Source organism: Myxococcus faecalis (assembly GCF_050039385.1).
Classification (GTDB): Bacteria; Myxococcota; Myxococcia; order Myxococcales; family Myxococcaceae; genus Myxococcus; species Myxococcus fulvus.
Genome location: NZ_CP144336.1, coordinates 9,153,493 through 9,170,399 on the forward strand (window position 1 = coordinate 9,153,493; position 16,907 = coordinate 9,170,399).

Annotated in this window: 13 protein-coding genes; 8 read left to right on the forward strand and 5 right to left on the reverse strand. The window is 70.9% G+C overall.

Annotated features, from left to right (window positions below):
- The first annotated feature begins 26 nt into the window (after window positions 1–26).
- The 7 genes from ftsH (at window position 27) to tsaE (ending at window position 8,209) form a co-directional block, all read left to right on the forward strand.
- On the forward strand, window positions 27–1,943 hold the full coding sequence (ftsH, locus tag VZQ01_RS36805; protein WP_223747530.1) for an ATP-dependent zinc metalloprotease FtsH: 1,917 nt from the start codon (window positions 27–29) through the stop codon (window positions 1,941–1,943).
- Window positions 1,944–2,073: 130 nt separating this feature from the next.
- On the forward strand, window positions 2,074–3,312 hold the full coding sequence (gene folP / locus VZQ01_RS36810; protein ID WP_426745990.1) for a dihydropteroate synthase: 1,239 nt from the start codon (window positions 2,074–2,076) through the stop codon (window positions 3,310–3,312).
- Between the two features lie 230 nt (window positions 3,313–3,542).
- Window positions 3,543–4,937 carry a phosphoglucosamine mutase gene (glmM, locus tag VZQ01_RS36815; RefSeq protein WP_223747532.1) on the forward strand — a complete coding sequence of 465 codons (1,395 nt, stop codon included), beginning with the start codon at window positions 3,543–3,545 and terminating at the stop codon, window positions 4,935–4,937.
- Window positions 4,938–5,045: 108 nt separating this feature from the next.
- Window positions 5,046–5,771 (forward strand): pyridoxine 5'-phosphate synthase, encoded by a 726-nt coding sequence (locus VZQ01_RS36820; RefSeq protein WP_141324198.1) that lies wholly within the window; start codon window positions 5,046–5,048, stop codon window positions 5,769–5,771.
- A 6-nt stretch (window positions 5,772–5,777) separates the two neighbouring features.
- The gene (acpS, locus tag VZQ01_RS36825) at window positions 5,778–6,158 is read left to right on the forward strand and encodes a holo-ACP synthase (protein ID WP_426745991.1); all 381 of its coding nucleotides are present in this window, start codon (window positions 5,778–5,780) and stop codon (window positions 6,156–6,158) included.
- Between the two features lie 4 nt (window positions 6,159–6,162).
- The gene (locus VZQ01_RS36830) at window positions 6,163–7,698 is read left to right on the forward strand and encodes an NAD(P)H-hydrate dehydratase (RefSeq protein ID WP_426745992.1); all 1,536 of its coding nucleotides are present in this window, start codon (window positions 6,163–6,165) and stop codon (window positions 7,696–7,698) included.
- Between the two features lie 31 nt (window positions 7,699–7,729).
- Window positions 7,730–8,209 carry a tRNA (adenosine(37)-N6)-threonylcarbamoyltransferase complex ATPase subunit type 1 TsaE gene (gene tsaE / locus VZQ01_RS36835; protein ID WP_223785559.1) on the forward strand — a complete coding sequence of 160 codons (480 nt, stop codon included), beginning with the start codon at window positions 7,730–7,732 and terminating at the stop codon, window positions 8,207–8,209.
- Between the two features lie 2 nt (window positions 8,210–8,211).
- Here tsaE and VZQ01_RS36840 read toward each other — a convergent pair whose 3' ends face one another.
- The 5 genes from VZQ01_RS36840 to VZQ01_RS36860 form a co-directional block, all read right to left on the reverse strand.
- Complete coding sequence (locus tag VZQ01_RS36840; RefSeq protein ID WP_426745993.1) at window positions 8,212–9,072, reverse strand: class II glutamine amidotransferase; 861 nt, start codon at window positions 9,070–9,072, stop codon at window positions 8,212–8,214.
- A gap of 88 nt (window positions 9,073–9,160) precedes the next feature.
- On the reverse strand, window positions 9,161–10,426 hold the full coding sequence (hutI, locus tag VZQ01_RS36845; RefSeq protein WP_426745994.1) for an imidazolonepropionase: 1,266 nt from the start codon (window positions 10,424–10,426) through the stop codon (window positions 9,161–9,163).
- A gap of 4 nt (window positions 10,427–10,430) precedes the next feature.
- Window positions 10,431–11,171, reverse strand: a complete 741-nt coding sequence (locus VZQ01_RS36850) for a hypothetical protein (protein ID WP_223747537.1) — start codon at window positions 11,169–11,171, stop codon at window positions 10,431–10,433.
- A 14-nt stretch (window positions 11,172–11,185) separates the two neighbouring features.
- Complete coding sequence (hutU, locus tag VZQ01_RS36855) at window positions 11,186–12,841, reverse strand: urocanate hydratase (protein WP_141324191.1); 1,656 nt, start codon at window positions 12,839–12,841, stop codon at window positions 11,186–11,188.
- Between the two features lie 180 nt (window positions 12,842–13,021).
- Window positions 13,022–14,281 (reverse strand): BON domain-containing protein, encoded by a 1,260-nt coding sequence (locus tag VZQ01_RS36860; RefSeq protein WP_223747539.1) that lies wholly within the window; start codon window positions 14,279–14,281, stop codon window positions 13,022–13,024.
- A gap of 233 nt (window positions 14,282–14,514) precedes the next feature.
- Between VZQ01_RS36860 and VZQ01_RS36865 the strand changes: the two genes are divergently transcribed.
- Window positions 14,515–16,893, forward strand: a complete 2,379-nt coding sequence (locus VZQ01_RS36865; protein WP_426745995.1) for an FdhF/YdeP family oxidoreductase — start codon at window positions 14,515–14,517, stop codon at window positions 16,891–16,893.
- The last annotated feature ends 14 nt before the right edge of the window (window positions 16,894–16,907 follow it).

Consider the following 16,907-nt stretch of genomic DNA (forward strand, 5'->3'; position numbering starts at 1 on the left):
CCGAGTACCGAAAGGGCAGCTGACACGTGCGTTCGACCTACAAGACCATCGGGCTCTGGGTCATCCTGATCGTCCTCTTCGTCGCCTTCTACAACTTCTTCTCCCAGGGCAACGACCAGGTCCAGGAGCCCTCCTTCACCCAGCTTCTGTCGAAGGTGGAGGAGAAGAAGGTCAAGGAAGTGGCGGTCAAGGGCAACACCTACTCCGGCAAGTTCGTGGACACGAGCGAGCGGTTCCGCACGACGGGGCCCGCGCCGGATGCGGCGATGCTCAACCAGCTCCGCAACAACGGAGTGGACGTCAAGTATGAGCGGGAGGAGCAGAACAGCCTCTGGCTGACCATCCTCGGGCAGTGGATGCCCGTCGTCTTCCTGTTCCTCTTCTTCATCTTCTTCATGCGTCAGCTGCAGGGCGGCAGTGGCAAGGCGATGACCTTCGGGAAGTCGAAGGCCAAGCTGCTCAGCGAGAGCCACAACAAGGTCACGTTCGCGGACGTGGCCGGCGTGGACGAGTGCAAGGAAGAGCTCGAGGAGATCGTCGCCTTCCTGAAGGACCCCAAGAAGTTCACCAAGCTCGGCGGCCGCATCCCCAAGGGCGTGCTGATGATGGGGCCTCCGGGCACGGGCAAGACGCTGCTGGCCCGCGCGGTCGCCGGCGAGGCGGGCGTGCCGTTCTTCTCCATCTCCGGCTCGGACTTCGTGGAGATGTTCGTGGGCGTCGGCGCCAGCCGCGTCCGTGACCTGTTCGAGCAGGGCAAGAAGAACGCCCCCTGCATCATCTTCATCGACGAAATCGACGCCGTGGGTCGTCACCGTGGCGCCGGTCTGGGCGGCGGTCACGACGAGCGTGAGCAGACGCTCAACCAGCTGCTCGTGGAGATGGACGGCTTCGAGTCCAACGACGGCGTCATCCTCATCGCCGCGACGAACCGTCCGGACGTGCTGGACCCCGCGCTGCAGCGCCCGGGTCGCTTCGACCGCCGCATCGTGGTTCCGCGGCCGGACCTGAAGGGCCGCCTGGGCGTGCTGAAGGTGCACACCCGCCGCGTGCCGCTGGCGCCGGAGGTCGACCTGGAGGTCATCGCTCGCGGTACGCCGGGCATGACGGGCGCGGACCTGGAGAACCTGGTGAACGAGTCGGCGCTGATGGCCGCGCGGCAGAACAAGGAGCGCGTGGACCTGAGCGACTTCGAGGCCGCCAAGGACAAGGTCTTCATGGGCCCCGAGCGGCGCTCGATGATCATGACCGAGAAGGAGAAGAAGAACACCGCGGTGCACGAGGCGGGGCACGCGCTGCTCGCCAAGCTGCTGCCGGGGTGCGACCCGCTCCACAAGGTCACCATCATCCCGCGTGGACAGGCGCTCGGCGTCACGTGGAGCCTGCCGACCGAGGACAAGGTCAACGGCTACAAGAAGCAGATGCTGGACCAGATCTCCATGGCCATGGGTGGCCGTATCGCCGAGGAGCTGCTCTTCAACGAGATGAGCAGCGGCGCGGCGAACGACATCGAGCGGGCGACGGAGACGGCGCGCGCCATGGTGTGCCGCTGGGGCATGAGCGAGAAGCTGGGGCCCCTGGCGTTCGGCAAGAGCGACGGTGAGGTGTTCCTGGGCCGCGACTTCAACTCGTCCAAGGACTACTCCGAGGACACGGCGCGGCAGATCGACGCCGAGGTGCGCGGCATCGTCGTCGGCTGCTACGAGAAGGGTCGCAGCCTCCTGACGGAGAACCTGGAGGCGCTCAAGCGCGTCTCCGACGCCCTGGTGGAGTACGAGACGCTCGACGCCGAGGACGTGAACATCCTCCTGCAGGGTGGCCAGCTCACCCGTGAGCGTCCGCCCCCGCGCGTGAACGCTCCGCCGAAGGCGACGGAGAAGAAGGACAAGCGGAAGATCCTCGACGCGCTCGAGGGCCTGCCGAAGATGGAGCCGAACAAGGCGTAGCTCCAGCGGCCGCCCTGCGGCGCTGAACGAAGGCCCTTCCCACCCCGGGGAGGGCCTTTTCGTTTGTGGGGAGGCGGGCGGCGCCAAGGGGGTAGGGTGGACGCCACGTCCCTCGCAGGAGTCCTCGCCCATGCTTCGCGCCCGCCCCATCAGCGTCGACCGTCCGGAGGACCTGACGCTGGCCTTGCGTCGCATGGGGCTGCCCACGCCCGCGCGCGAGTACCTGTTGGAGAAGGTGCCGCATGGCCAGTGGCTGCTCACCGGCGTCTCGAAGGACGTCGGCCAGTTCCTGCAGGGCCTGGCGGAGCGCTCGAACGCGCCGGGGCGCGAGGAGTTCCCTTCGTGGGTCTCGGGTGATCTTCGCACCCGCGCTGGCTCGGGCCTGTTGTCCGGACGCCGTGAGCAGGTCGAGCGGCTCATCGCGCTCGCCCGCGCCGAAGGGGGCGAGTTCATCGCGCTGGCGGGCGCGCTGGAGCGGGTGCTGGGGGCACACGTGGCGCCGACACCGCTGGTGCTCGGCGAGCGCACCTTCGAGTGGGGCTCGCGCACCTACGTCATGGGCGTGGTCAACGTGACGCCGGACAGCTTCTCCGATGGGGGGCGCTACCGGGACGTCGACGCGGCCATCGCCCACGGGCTCGCGCTGGCGGAGGCGGGCGCGGACCTCCTGGACATCGGCGGTGAGTCCACGCGCCCCGGCTCACGGGCCGTCCTGGCCGAGGAGGAGGTGGCCCGGGTGCTGCCGGTCATCGAGGGCCTGCGGGCCCGCACCGCCGTGCCCCTGTCGGTGGACACCACCAAGTCGGCCGTGGCGCGCGAGGTGCTCCAGGCGGGCGCGCACCTCATCAACGACATCACCGGCTTCCGCACGGACCTGGAGCTGCCCCGCGTGGTGGCGGAGTTCGGCGCCGCCTGTTGTCTGATGCACATCCAGGGGACCCCCAGCACGATGCAGCAGGCGCCGTCGTACGAGGACCTGGTGGACGAGGTGCTGACGTACCTGGAGGACTCCTCCGCCGTGGCGGCGGCCGCGGGGGTGCCGCGCGAGCGCATCCTGCTGGACCCGGGCATCGGCTTCGGCAAGACGTTCGACCACAACCTCTACCTGCTGCGACGGCTGGGGGAGCTGCGCGTGCTCGGGCTGCCCCTGCTGGTGGGCACCAGCCGCAAGGGTTTCCTCGGCGCCCTGACGGGTGGCAAGCCGGCGGGCGAGCGTCTGGCGGCGACGCTGGGCTCCGTGGCGGCGATGGCGGTGATGGGCGGCGCGGACATCGTCCGGGTGCACGACGTGGAGGAGGCTCGCGACGCGCTCCTGGTGGCGGATGCGATTCGCGTGGCGCGCGACGGAGGGACCCTGCTCGGACGCTGAGCCGGCGTGGGCCGCGCGCCACACGGCGGCGGTGGAGCCGCGTGTAGGCGTGGGGCAGGGGCTGGTATCGTTTTCGCACTGACCTTCAACGGTGATACAGCCTGCAAGCCCGGGCCGTTGCCGGGGGAGCATCGGGGCCCTACCTTCGAGCCCCGGCGGTGGGCGGGGTATAAGCCCCGACGTCGAGCGACCGGCGAAGGCCCGGCGTGGGAAAGGTGGAGCGGAAAGCCATGGCGTACAGGATGAACATGCCTCCCAAGGAGGAGCGCGCGTCGCAGAAGCTGTTCGGCACGGACGGGGTTCGCGGAAAGGCGAACGTCTACCCGATGACAGCGGAAGTCGCGATGCAGCTCGGGCGGGCGCTCGCGTACCTCATCCGCAATGGACCGCACCGCCACCGCGTCATCGTGGGCAAGGACACGCGACTGTCGGGCTACATGCTCGAGCAGGCGCTGGCCGCGGGCCTGACGTCCATGGGCGTCGACGTGGAGCTGGTCGGTCCGCTGCCGACGCCGGGCATCTCCAACATCACCACGTCCATGCGCGCGGACGCGGGCGCGGTCATCTCCGCGTCCCACAACCCGTACGAGGACAACGGCATCAAGTTCTTCTGGCGCGACGGCTTCAAGCTGCCGGACGAGACGGAAGGCAAGATTGAAGAGCTGCTGTCCACGGGCGCCATCGACTCCATCCGTCCCACGGCGACGAAGATTGGCCGCGCGTTCCGCATGGAGGACGCGCGGGGCCGCTACATCGTGTTCCTCAAGGCGACCTTCCCGCGCGAGCTGACGCTCGAGGGGATGACCATCGTCGTCGACTGCGCCAACGGCGCGGCCTACAAGACGGCGCCCGCGGTGCTGGAGGAGCTGGGCGCGAAGGTCATCACGCTGGGCGTCTCGCCGGACGGCAAGAACATCAACCACAAGTGCGGCGCGCTGTATCCGGAGAACCTGGCGCGCACGGTGCTCAAGCACGGCGCCCACCTGGGCATCGCGCTGGACGGTGACGCCGACCGGCTCATCGTCGTGGACGAGAAGGGCAAGGTCGTGGATGGCGACGCCATCATGGCCATCTGCACCGGCGAGCTGGTGGCCCGAAAGCAGCTCAAGAAGAAGGTGCTGGTCTCCACGGTGATGAGCAACGTCGGCCTGGAGCGCGCGGTGGCGCGCTGGGGCGTGAAGGTGGCTCGCACGCGCGTGGGTGACCGGTACGTCGTCGAGGAGATGCGCAAGAACGGCTACAACCTGGGCGGCGAGCAGAGCGGCCACCTCATCTTCCTGGACCACACCACGACGGGTGACGGCACGCTGGCGGCGCTCCAGCTGCTCGCGGTGATGTGCCGCGCGGGCAAGCCCCTGAGCGAGCTGGCCTCCATCTTCGAGCCGGTGCCCCAGACGCTGGTCAACGTGGTGGTGAAGCAGAAGAAGGAGCTGGGCGAGCTGCCGGACGTGATGAAGATCATCAAGTCCGTGGAGCAGAAGCTCGGCAACTCCGGCCGCGTGCTGGTGCGCTTCTCCGGCACCGAGCCCAAGGCGCGCGTGCTGGTGGAGGGCGAGGACGCCGCTCGCAACGAGGCCTACGCGAAGGACATCGCCGACGCCCTGGCGAAGGCGCTCAACCGCTAGTCGTCGTTCACGACGGTTGACTTCCGGACGCAGGCCGCGATTAGAGGGGCCAGCGCGTGCCGGGGCCCCCGACAATCCCGGCACCGCGCGTCAAGCGAGGTGCGGTCGATGGGACAGCGACTGGGTGTCAACGTGGACCATGTGGCGACGCTGCGGCAGGCGCGGCGCACCACGTATCCGGATCCGGTGACGGCGGCCGCGCTGGCGGAGCTGGCCGGCGCGCAGCAGATCACCATCCACCTGCGCGAGGACCGCCGCCACATCCAGGACCGCGACCTGCGCATCCTGCGTGAGACGACGCAGACGCTGCTCAATCTGGAGATGGCGGCCACCCCGGAGATGGTGAAGATCGCCTACGAGCACAAGCCGGACGTGGTGACGCTGGTGCCCGAGCGCCGCGAGGAGCTCACCACCGAGGGTGGGCTCGAGGTCGCCGGCCAGCGCGAGCACGTCGCGAAGATCATCAAGAACCTCAAGGACGGCGAAATCACCGTCTCGCTGTTCATCGACCCGGACCTGGACCAGGTGCGCGCGTCGCACAAGGTGAACGCGGACCGGATTGAATTGCACACGGGCCGCTACTGCGAGGCGCGCAACGAGAAGGAGCGCGCGCGGGAGCTGGCGCGCATCGTCGACGCGGCGAAGGCGGGCACCAAGCTGGGCCTGGGCGTGGCCGCGGGCCACGGGCTCAACTACGACAACGTGCAGCCCATCGCCCGCATCGCGGAGATCGACGAGCTGAACATCGGCCACGCCATCGTCGCGCGCGCGGTGCTGGTGGGCTTCGACCGGGCGGTCCGGGAGATGCTCGACCTGATGCGCAACCCGGGATAGCGCGCCATGGGAATCCGGGGCCTGGGTCTGGACATCTGCTCCATCTCCCGCATCCAGCGCATCCTGGACGGGCCTCGCGCGGAGCCGTTCCTGAACCGCGTCTACACCGAACACGAGCGCGCCCTGTGTGGCCAGCGTCACGACGCGGCCAGCGCCTATGCCGCGCGCTTCGCGGCCAAGGAGGCGCTGGTGAAGGCCCTGGGCGCGCCGCCGGGCATCCGCTGGAAGGACATGGAGGTGCGTCGCGACGGCGGCGCGCCGTACTTCGGCCTGTCCGGCGTGGCGCTCAAGGTGATGGAGTCCCGGGGGCTGGAGGCCTTCCTCGCGTTGACCCACGACGCCGACGTGGCCGCCGCCACGGTGGTGCTGCAGTCGAAAGGGGAGTGAAGCCATGCTGCGCGTCCTCACCGCCGCCCAGATGCGTCAGGCCGAAGAGGCCGCCGAGCAGCGCCACGGCATGCCCTCCGCGCTGCTGATGGAGAACGCGGGGCGGGGGCTGGCGGAGGTGGCGCGCAAGCTCGCGGGGCCTGATGGCCGCTTCGTGGTGGTGTGTGGACCGGGCAACAACGGCGGCGACGGGCTGGTCGCGGCGCGCTTCCTCCTCGAGGGCGGCGCGCGCGTCTCGGTGACGCTCGTGGGCGACACCGCGAAGCTGACGCCCGAGGCGAAGCGCAACCTGGAGGCGCTGCGGGGCTTCGGTGGTTCGGCGCTCGCGCTGGAGTCGGTGGAGCCTCCCTCCACGGGCGACGTGGTGGTGGACGCGCTGTTCGGCACGGGGCTGAGCCGGGCGCCGGCGGGCGCGTTCGCGGAGGCCATCTCCGCCATCCACCGGTGGCGACGCGCGGGCGCGAAGGTGGTGGCCGCGGACGTGCCGTCCGGTCTGCGGAGCGACACGGGCGAGCCCTTCTCTCCCTGCGTGGAGGCGGACGCGACGGTGGCCTTCGGCTTCCTCAAGCCGGGCCAGGTGCTGGAGCCCGGGGCCTCGCTGTGTGGCCGCGTGCACCGCGTGGACATCGGCATGGGGGGCGCGGCGTCGCGCGACATCACCGGCGCCGAGCTGTTCGTGGTGGAGGAGTCCGACGCGCGCCGCACGCTGCCCGCGCGCAAGGCGGACACGCACAAGGGCACCTACGGGCACGTGCTGGTGGTCGCCGGCAGCCGGGGGAAGACGGGCGCCGCGGCGCTGGTCGCGAAGGCGGCGCTGCGCTCCGGCGCGGGGCTCGTCACGGTGGCCACGCGAAGCGACGCGCTGGAGTCCGTGCAGTCGCACTCCGCCGAAATCATGGGCATCCCCCTGGACGGCTCGGGCCCGCTGGGGCTGGGAGAGCTGGACGCGCTGCTCGCGGCGGCCGAGGGCAAGGACGCGCTCGTGATGGGTCCGGGCATCCCCCGGGGCCCCGAGACGGGCCGGCTCATCGGCGAGCTGCTCTCGCGCGTGGAGCTGCCCGCGGTGCTGGACGCGGACGCGCTCAACGCGGTGGCGGAGGACCTCTCCGTGCTCCGCCGCGCCAAGGGGCCCGTCGTGCTCACGCCCCACCCGGGCGAGATGGCGCGCCTGACGGGCAGGTCCACCAAGGAGGTCCAGTCACACCGGTTGGACCTCGTGGGTCGACTGGCGGCCGGGCTCAACGCGACGGTGGTGCTCAAGGGGGACCGCACGCTCACCGCGCACGCGGATGGCCGGGTGTTCATCAACACCACGGGCAACCCGGGCATGGCCACGGGTGGCTCCGGGGATGTGTTGTCCGGCGTGTGCGGCGCGCTCCTGGCGCAGGCCTTCCCGCTGCCCGACGCCATCTGGACGGCGGTCTACACGCATGGCCTCGCCGGAGACCTGGCGGCGGCGCGACGCGGGCAGCTGGGCCTGGTGGCGGGGGACCTCATCGAGCAGGGGCTCTGCGAGGTGTGGCTGCGGTGGGAGCGATGAGCGACACGGTGCTGTCGAGCGAGGTGCGGCGATGAGCGAGTCCAACACGGTGGAGCGGCGCGTGACGCTGGCCTCGCCCGAGGAGACCCATCGGCTCGGAGTCCGGCTGGGCGAGCTGCTCGAGCCGGGGGACTTCGTGGGCCTGATTGGCGATTTGGGCGCGGGCAAGACGCACCTGGTGCGCGGCGTGGCCGAGGGCGCGCGCGTGCCTCGCTCCGAGGTGGCCAGCCCCACCTTCGCGATTGTGTACCCGTACTCCGGCCGCATCCCGCTGTACCACGCGGACCTGTACCGCCTGACGGGCTACGACGACCTCTACGCCACCGGCTTCATGGACCTGGTGGGCGGCGAGGGCGCGGTGCTGGTGGAGTGGTTGGACCGGGTGCCGGAGGCCGCGCCTCGCGAGCACCTGCGCGTCACGCTGGCCCACGCGGGCGAGGACTCGCGCACCCTGGAGGCCCAGGCCTTCGGGGCCCGGGCCTCGGCGCTGCTGACGTCCTGGCTGCCCTGACGTCAGGCGGCGTGCTGGCTGGGGCCCGGCGTGGGCGGCGGGACGACGTTGCCCGCGAGCTCCGGCACCCGCCAGCGGTGGAAGACGAGCCCGGCGTCCACGCCGATGACGTCCTCCTCCTGGACCGGCGCCCAGTGCGGCCCGCCGCACAGCGCCTCGCTGGAGACGATGAGCTGCTCCAGCCGCGTGCCCGCGACGGGCAGGCCGCCCAGCTCGCACCGCGCGCCGCCCACGGAGACGAAGAGCGTCCGGTTGCGCCGCGAGGCCACCATCACCTCGCCGTTGGTGACGAGGAAGTTCATCGCGGAGCGCTGCTGCGCCTGCGAGTCATCCGTGATGGCCGCCACCAGCCCCATCGTCTCCGCGAGCGCCCGCGCGACGTCCTCGACGGGGACCGAGCCGACGATGGGATGCCTGGCCGCCAGGCGGGTGAGGAAGAGGTAGAAGCACCGCTCGCTGTCCGTGGTGCCCCGGATGCCTACGCGCAGTGTCGGACAGATGAGCTCCTCCACCGCGGCGCGGTGCCGGGCGAAGTCCCTCAACGTCCCATTGTGGACGAACGTCCAGCGGCCGTGGTGGAAGGGGTGGGAGTTGCGCAGCTCCACCGCGCCCACCGACGCCAGACGGATGTGCGCCACCACCGTGTGTGAGGACACACGGCTGCTGACACGCTCGAAGTCGGGGTCACTGTGCGCCGGCCCCACACCGTGGGCCACGACAGGCGCCGCTTCGGCGCCGTAGGCGGCGATTCCCCATCCATCCTTGTGCTCGCGTGACTGGATGAGGAGCGAGTTCTTCTGCGTCACCAGCGAGGGGTGGACCGCGGAAGGGACTGACGATCTGAATCCAAAAAGTCGGCACATGGCTGCAGTTGGTACTTATAACGGCCGGCCCCGACGGGAAGTTCTCCTGCACTCCCGTGCGACGCACGTGTCACCAGTCGACGTCGCTTCACCCGCAGGAATTCAGCTCCTGCTGGACGACGACACGCCCGGCCTTCACCACCGTGCGCGCGTGCCCTATTCCTAAATGGTAGGGCAGATGGCGGAAAGACGCACAACTGAACAACACCAGGTCGCCTGCATCACCCACGGCCAACCGCCCTTGTCGTTGCAGTCCCAATGACAGCGCGGCGCCACGGGTCGCGGCCCAGTACGCCTCCGCGGCACTGAGGCCGTTCTCCAGACACGCGAGCCCCAGCGCCAACGCCGTGTTTTCGCTCATGGCGGAGCCCGGGTTGACGTTGGTGCCCAAAGCGACATTGAGGCCCGCGTCGCGGATGCGACGTCCCGGCGCGTAGGGGCGCATGCGCAGGAAGAGGGTGGAGGTGGGCACGAGCACCGCGGTGACGTTGGCGGCGGCGAGCGCGCGCAGGCCGGCGTCGGTGACCTGCTCCAGGTGGTCGGCGGTGGCGGCGCCCAACTCGGCGGCGAGCTCGGAGGCGCCGAAGGCGGTGAGCTGGTCGGCGTGGAGGCGCGGCTGCATCCCCAGCTCGCGGCCGGCGGTGAGGATGCGGCGGGCCTCGTCGACGGTGAAGGCGCTGTCCTCGACGAAGACGTCGCAGAAGCGCGCCAGGCTCTCTTGGGCGACGGCGGGCAGGATTTCGTCGATGCAGAGGCGGACGTAGTCCTCGCGGCGCTCGCGGTACTCCGCGGGGAGGGCGTGCGCGCACAGCAGCGTGGGCACCAGCTCCACGGGCGTCATCGTGTTGAGCCTGCGCACCACGCGCAGCATCTTCAGCTCGGTCTCCACGTCGAGCCCGTAGCCGCTCTTCACCTCCGCCACCGTCACGCCCTGCGCGAGCAGCCGCTGCACGCGGGGCAGCGCCAGCCGCACCAGCTCCTCCTCGCTGGCCGCGCGCGTGGCGCGCACGGTGCTGACGATGCCGCCGCCGGCCTTGGCGATTTCGAGGTACGTGGCGCCCTGGTTGCGCAGGTCGAACTCCGCGGAGCGCTCGCCGGCGAAGACCAGGTGTGTGTGCGGGTCCACGAAGGCGGGGCCCACGAAGCCGCCCTTCGCGTCGAGCACCTCCGTGCCCGTTCCCACGCTGCCCGGCGGCAGCGTGGCCTCCGCGCCCACGTACGCGATGCGACCGGCGCGGATGCCCACGCAGGCGTGGGGACGCGAGGTGAGGGCGGCGTCGGCGGGCTCGCGGTGCGTGCCCTCCAGGGTGAGGACCTCGGACGTGTTTCGGACCAGCAAGTCCAGCGCATCCATGACGTCAACGACCTCCACGCACACCCACGATGGGAACGTTCCAACTGGTGCTGTCTCCGACCCGCGCGCGACCGAAGCCCCCCGACAGCTCCAGGGTGTCCAGCCATCCCCACGTGAAGCGCGCGGCGACGACACCGCCGTAGTACAGCGAGCCGTTGCTCACGCCATGCGACGACAGCGTGTGCACGGCGACGAAGGGGACCAGGCCCACCGACACCCCGGGCTCCGGCGAGAAGCTCAGGGCACACGTCGCCTCCGCGCCCGCCATGCTGCCCGGTCCGCCCTTGCTCGAGGAGATGCCGAAGTCGGACGCCCCGCGCACCGCGAGCGAGGGCGCGAGTCCCAGCTGCTCGGAGCCGATGTAATAGGACATGCCCGCGTAGACGCCGTAGCCGGGTACGGGCAGCGGCAGGAACATCTCGCCCTGCAGGCCCGTGTGCAGGTGCAGCCGCTCGGTGAGCGGCCACGTCATCGCGGCGTCGAAGGCGAGCCCCCACTGCTGGGTGGAGAAGCTCGCGTCGTCGCCGCGGAAGCGGTCATCGGTGCCGACGGAGGGCACCGTCCCCGCGATGGGCGCGCTGAGCCGGGGGCCGGTGCGGATGCCCGCCTGGAGCATCCGCTGCTGGGCCGAGCCGGGCCCCAGGCGCATCACCATGGGGCCGACGGCGGAGGGCGCACACCCCGCGAGCGCTCCGAGAGCAAGGGCGAGCAACAGCGTCAGGCTCGGGCGCGCGGGGTGGGCCATGGCGAGGCACAAGGCTACACGGTGATGCCCGGAATCTTCACGCCCCGCTCCTTGGCCACCTCGATGGCCTCGGGGTAGCCCGCGTCCGCGTGGCGCAGCACGCCCATGCCGGGGTCGCTGGTGAGCACGCGCTCGATGCGGCGCGCGGCCTCGGCGGTCCCGTCCGCGACGATGACCTGACCGGCGTGCAGCGAGTAGCCCATGCCCACGCCGCCGCCGTGGTGGAAGGACACCCACGACGCGCCATTCACCGCGTTCACCAGCGCGTTGAGGATGGGCCAGTCCGCCACCGCGTCCGTGCCGTCCTTCATCGCCTCCGTCTCGCGGTTGGGCGACGCCACCGAGCCGCAGTCCAGATGGTCGCGTCCGATGACGATGGGCGCCTTCACCTTGCCCGTGCGCACCAGCTCGTTGAACGCGAGGCCCGCCTTGGCGCGCTCGCCGTAGCCCAGCCAGCAGATGCGCGCGGGCAGGCCCTGGAACGCCACGCGCTCCTCCGCCATGTTCAGCCAGCGCTGCAGCGAGGCCTTCTGCGGGAACAGCTCGCGCACCACGCGGTCCGTGACGCGGATGTCCTCGGGGTCTCCGGACAGCGCCACCCAGCGGAACGGGCCCATGCCCTCGCAGAACAGCGGGCGGATGTACGCGGGCACGAAGCCGGGGAACTCGAACGCGTTCTCCATGCCGCCCAGCTGCGCCTGGCCGCGCAGGTTGTTGCCGTAGTCGAACACGTGGCAGCCGGCGGCCTGGAAGTCGTTCATCGCCTCCACGTGTTCAATCATGGACTCGCGCGCGCGGCGCACGTAGCCCTCCGGGTCTCTCTTGCGCAGCTCGGCCGCGGCCTCCAGCGACAGGTCCGTGGGGATGTAGCCGTTGAGCGGGTCATGCGCGCTGGTCTGGTCCGTGACGAGGTCCGGTTTGATTCCGCGGCGGTACAGCTCGCGGAACACCGAGGCCGCGTTGCCGATGACGCCGATGGAGCGGCCCACGCGCTTTGCTTGAGCCTCCTTCACCAGCGCGAGCGCCTCGTCGAGGTCCTTGGCGACGACGTCCAGGTAGCGCGTCTCCACGCGGCGCTGGGCGCGCCACGGGTCGATCTCCACGCCCAGGAACACGGCGTTGTTCATGGTGGCCGCGAGCGGCTGCGCGCCGCCCATGCCGCCCAGGCCGCCGGAGAGGATGAGGCGGCCGGAGAGGTCGTCGGTGCCGAAGTGGAAGCGGCCGGCGGCGGCGAACGTCTCGTAGGTGCCCTGGAGGATGCCCTGGGTGCCGATGTAGATCCACGAGCCGGCCGTCATCTGGCCGTACATCATCAGGCCCTTCTTCTCCAACTCGTGGAAGTGCTCCCAGTTGGCCCAGCGGCCCACGAGGTTGGAGTTGGCGATGAGCACGCGCGGCGCGTCGGGGTGCGTGCGGAAGACGCCCACGGGCTTGCCGGACTGGACGAGCAGCGTCTCGTCGTCGGCGAGGCCCTGGAGGCTGGAGACGATGCGGTCGAAGGAGGGCCAGTCGCGAGCGGCCTTGCCGGTGCCGCCGTAGACGACGAGGTCCGCGGGATTCTCGGCGACCTCCGGGTCGAGGTTGTTCATCAACATCCGGAGCGCGGCCTCCTGGACCCAACCCTTGCACGAGAGGGTGGAACCACGGGGGGCGCGGATGACGCGGGACATGAACGGACTCCTGAGGAATGGCTGACGGAAAGGCCCGGCACACTACCCGAACCCGTGGAGCGCGGGGGTAGCACCGTGAGGGCCTTCGCGCGCAGTGTCCGCTGGAGGCTTGGGGCGCGCCCCGTCCCCGAGGTGGGGACGGGCACGCTCCGTCCATGACGCGCGGGGCCGAAGCCCGCTTCAGGAGTGCAGCGAGCCGTCGTCGTCCGGCACCTGGAGCGGCGCCTGGGAGGTGGGAGGCCGCGCCACGCCCTCGCTCCGGTGGAGGCGCAGGTGGTTGAGGACCTCCTTCACACCGAGCACCGACTCGGTGACGTCCTCGATGGCGCGCTTCTCGTCGCGGCTGCGCACGCTCCCGGCGAGCGTCACCACGCCGTCCTGCACCTGCACCCCCACGTCCGAGGCGTCCATCCACTCCTGCATCAGCCGGTCGCAGATGTCGGCGCGGATGCGGTCATCGCCTCGCTGGTAGCCGCGGGGCCCGCGTCCCTGGGGCGCGCGGGGGCGGATGGGGCCTCCGGCGTAGCCACCATGGCCCAGGTCGTGGTCATCCGCGCGCGTCGCGCTGGTGGAGAACCCCACCCGGGGCGGCGCCATGTTCTCCACGCCCGGTCCGTGTCCCGAGGGCTGGGTGCCGCCCAGCCGCACATCCGCCTCGGCGGGCCGCTCGCGAGGGCGCAGCTCCCGGAGTTCGTCCATCCACGCCTCGGGTTCATCCCAGGTATCCGCGCCGCGTCGCCCCTGGCGCGAGTGGCCCGGCCCCACGTCCCCGCGACGGAGCGAGTCCGAAGGCGCATCCCTCCAGCGGCCCCGGTGCGCGCCGCCCCTGTCGTCGGGCGGGCCGTGGCGCGAGTGGCTCGGGCTCACGTCCCCGCGACGGAGCGAGTCCGAGGGCGCGTCTCTCCAGGAGGCCCGGTGCGCGCCGCCCCGGTCGTCGGGCGGGCCGTGGCGTCGTGGCGCATCCTCGTCGAGCGCGCGGAAGGTGCCGCTCGGGCTGTAGCCCGGTCGTCGGGCAATCCGCTCCGGGTCGAAGTGCCGGGCGCGGCGGTCCATCTCTCGGTCGCGGTCGAAGTCCCGGCCATACTCGTGGGCCCGGTCCAGCGCCCTGGCCGCGTCGCCGAAGTCCCGGTCGATTTCATAGTCGAGCGAGTCCCGGTCGCCTCGGAGCGTGCGGTAGTCCCGGTCGCGGTCGAGGTCCCGGGAGGGGTGCTCGAAGTCGCGCCGGGCGTCCCAGTCAGAGCGGTGGGAGTCGCGGCCCGGACGAGCATGGTGCTCAGGGTGCTCGTGACGGGGCGGGCCCCGGTGGTGGCCCGGGTCCCCGGCGCGCCAGGCAGGCGGGCCCTCGTGTTCGCTGCGCGGGTGGCGTCTGCCTTCGTGCTCTCCGCGGCCGTGTCGCTCTTTGCCCCGTCGGTCGGGGTCATCATGGCGCCTTCCACTCATGTCATCCGCCTCCTTGGATTCCGGCTCGCGCGTGGGGTCCTGTCCTCCAGAGGGTTTTGACCGCGAGCGTTCCCGGCAACGCCGCCTCGCCTCGTCGGTCGTCCGGGCGTGGGCCGGGCGGGGAGCGGGGGCCCGACGGGCTTCGAGCAGGCGTTACCGCGAGGCCCGGGAGCGGTAGAGTCGCGCGCGCCACGAGCGGACGGTCGTCCGGAGGGCACCAGGAGAGGGCGGGCATGGCCGAGACACAGCGGGACGACGAGGACACCCGGAGTGGGCAGGGCGCGGCGCTGGCCCGGCCCCTGCCACCGGTCCAACCGCCCGACGAGCCGAGGCCTCCCCTGGTCAGTCTCCCTCCCACCGTGGCGGGTGGCGTGCCCGCCATCGTCTCCTCGATGAAGCACGCGTGGGGCGAGATGGGCCCGGTGCGCGGCACGTTCCTCCTGCACAAGGTGAATCAGAAGGACGGCTTCGACTGTCCGGGCTGCGCGTGGCCGGACCCGGGGCATCGCTCGGTGGCGGAGTTCTGCGAGAACGGCGCGAAGGCGGTGGCGGAGGAGGGCACGAAGGAGCGCGTGACGCCCGACTTCTTCCGGCAGTGGAGCGTCGCGGAGCTGTGCGCGCAGTCGGACCACTGGCTGGGCAAGCAGGGGCGACTGACGCACCCGATGGTGCTGCGCGAGGACGCCACGCACTACACGCCCATCTCCTGGGACGAGGCCTTCGCGCTCGTGGCCGAGGAGCTCAACGCGCTGGAGTCGCCCGACGCAGCGTGCTTCTACACCTCCGGGCGCACGAGCAACGAAGCGGCGTTCCTGTACCAACTGTTCGTGCGGCAGTTCGGAACGAACAACCTGCCGGACTGCTCGAACATGTGTCACGAGTCCAGCGGCACGGGGCTCGGCGAGACGATTGGCATCGGCAAGGGCACCGTCACGCTGGAGGACTTCGAGCAGGCGCAGGCCGTCTTCGTCATCGGCCAGAACCCAGGCACCAACCATCCGCGCATGCTCTCCACGCTCCAGGCCGCGGCGCGCCGGGGCTGCGAAATCGTCAGCATCAACCCGCTGCCCGAGGCGGGGCTCAATCGCTTCCGGCATCCGCAGGAGGTGTTCCAGTTGTTGGGCCCGGGAACGGCGCTCAACAGCCAGTTCCTCCAGGTGCGCATCAACGGGGACGTGGCGCTGCTGCAGGGGGTGGGCAAGGCGCTGCTGGAGATGGAGGCCGAGCGGCCCGGCACGGTGGTGGCGCGCGGGTTCATCGAGGACAAGACGCTCGGGTTCGACGCGTACGCGCGCAACGTGAGCGCGGTGAGCTGGGACGACGTGGTGGCGCGCAGCGGGGTGCCGCGACCGCAGCTTCAAGCGGCCGCGGAGCTGCTGGCCCGCTCCGAGCGCATCATCTTCTGCTGGGCCATGGGCCTGACGCAGCACCGCAACGCGGTGGCCAACATCCAGGAGATCGTCAACCTGGCGCTCCTGCGCGGCAGCATCGGCAAGCCGGGCGCGGGCCTGTGTCCGGTGCGCGGGCACAGCAACGTGCAGGGCGACCGCACCATGGGCATCTGGGAGCGGCCGAAGCCCGAGTTCCTGGACGCGCTCGCGCGGGAGCTCGACTTCGAGCCTCCCCGGCACCATGGCAAGGACGTGGTGGACACGCTCCACGGCATGCACGAGGGACAGGTGCGGGTGTTCTTCGCGCTCGGGGGCAACTTCCTGTCGGCCACGCCGGACACGGAGTTCACCGCGCGGGCCCTGCGGCGCACGCGGCTCACGGTGCATGTGTCCACCAAGCTCAACCGCGCGCACCTGGTCCACGGGCGGCGCGCCCTCATCCTCCCGTGCCTGGGAAGGACGGAGCGCGATGTGCAGGCGGGTGGGCCTCAGTTCGTGACGGTGGAGAACTCGATGGGCGTGGTGCACGCCACGCGCGGCGCGGTGGCCCCGGCGTCCGAGCACCTGCTCAGCGAGCCGGTGATCGTCGCGCGGCTGGCCACGGCGGTGTTGGGCTCGCGCTCGAAGGTGCCGTGGATGTCATGGGTGGAGGACTACTCCCGGGTGCGGGACTTGATTGCCCGGGTCATCCCGGGGTTCGCCGACTTCAATCGGCGCGTCCAGGAGCCGGGCGGGTTCTACCTGCCGAACGGGCCTCGGGAAGGGCGCTTCACCACGGCGAGTGGGAAGGCGCACTTCACGGTGCACACCATGCCGGGCGAGGAGCTGGAGCCCGGGCAGTTGATGATGATGACGCTGCGCACGCATGACCAGTTCAACACCACGGTGTATGGATTGGATGACCGCTACCGTGGCATCAAGGGTGGGCGGCGCGTGGTGTTGATGCATCCCAAGGACATCCAGGAGCGCGGGCTCACCGAGGGCCAGGTGGTGGACCTGACGAGCCACTTCCGGGGCGAGACGCGGGTGGCGAGGCGATTCGTGGTGGTGCCGTACAACATCCCCCGGCGGTGCGCGGCGACTTACTTCCCGGAGACGAACGTGCTGGTGCCGGTGGACAGCTTCGCGGAGAAGAGCCGCACGCCGGCCTCGAAGTCCGTGGTCATCACCGTGGCGCCGTCGGTCGAGGCGCCTTCCCTCGTCGAGGGTTCGACTTCATGAGGTCCGTGAGCGCG

Coding starts and splice junctions, on each gene's coding strand:
- VZQ01_RS36860 (WP_223747539.1), bottom strand. CDS start 14,281: ATGAGTGGAAGGCGCCATGATGACCCCGACCGACGGGGCAAAGAGCGA.
- VZQ01_RS36865 (WP_426745995.1), top strand. CDS start 14,515: ATGGCCGAGACACAGCGGGACGACGAGGACACCCGGAGTGGGCAGGGC.
- hutI (WP_426745994.1), bottom strand. CDS start 10,426: ATGGATGCGCTGGACTTGCTGGTCCGAAACACGTCCGAGGTCCTCACC.
- VZQ01_RS36820 (WP_141324198.1), top strand. CDS start 5,046: ATGGGACAGCGACTGGGTGTCAACGTGGACCATGTGGCGACGCTGCGG.
- acpS (WP_426745991.1), top strand. CDS start 5,778: ATGGGAATCCGGGGCCTGGGTCTGGACATCTGCTCCATCTCCCGCATC.
- glmM (WP_223747532.1), top strand. CDS start 3,543: ATGGCGTACAGGATGAACATGCCTCCCAAGGAGGAGCGCGCGTCGCAG.
- VZQ01_RS36830 (WP_426745992.1), top strand. CDS start 6,163: ATGCTGCGCGTCCTCACCGCCGCCCAGATGCGTCAGGCCGAAGAGGCC.
- tsaE (WP_223785559.1), top strand. CDS start 7,730: ATGAGCGAGTCCAACACGGTGGAGCGGCGCGTGACGCTGGCCTCGCCC.
- VZQ01_RS36840 (WP_426745993.1), bottom strand. CDS start 9,072: ATGTGCCGACTTTTTGGATTCAGATCGTCAGTCCCTTCCGCGGTCCAC.
- hutU (WP_141324191.1), bottom strand. CDS start 12,841: ATGTCCCGCGTCATCCGCGCCCCCCGTGGTTCCACCCTCTCGTGCAAG.
- VZQ01_RS36850 (WP_223747537.1), bottom strand. CDS start 11,171: ATGGCCCACCCCGCGCGCCCGAGCCTGACGCTGTTGCTCGCCCTTGCT.
- folP (WP_426745990.1), top strand. CDS start 2,074: ATGCTTCGCGCCCGCCCCATCAGCGTCGACCGTCCGGAGGACCTGACG.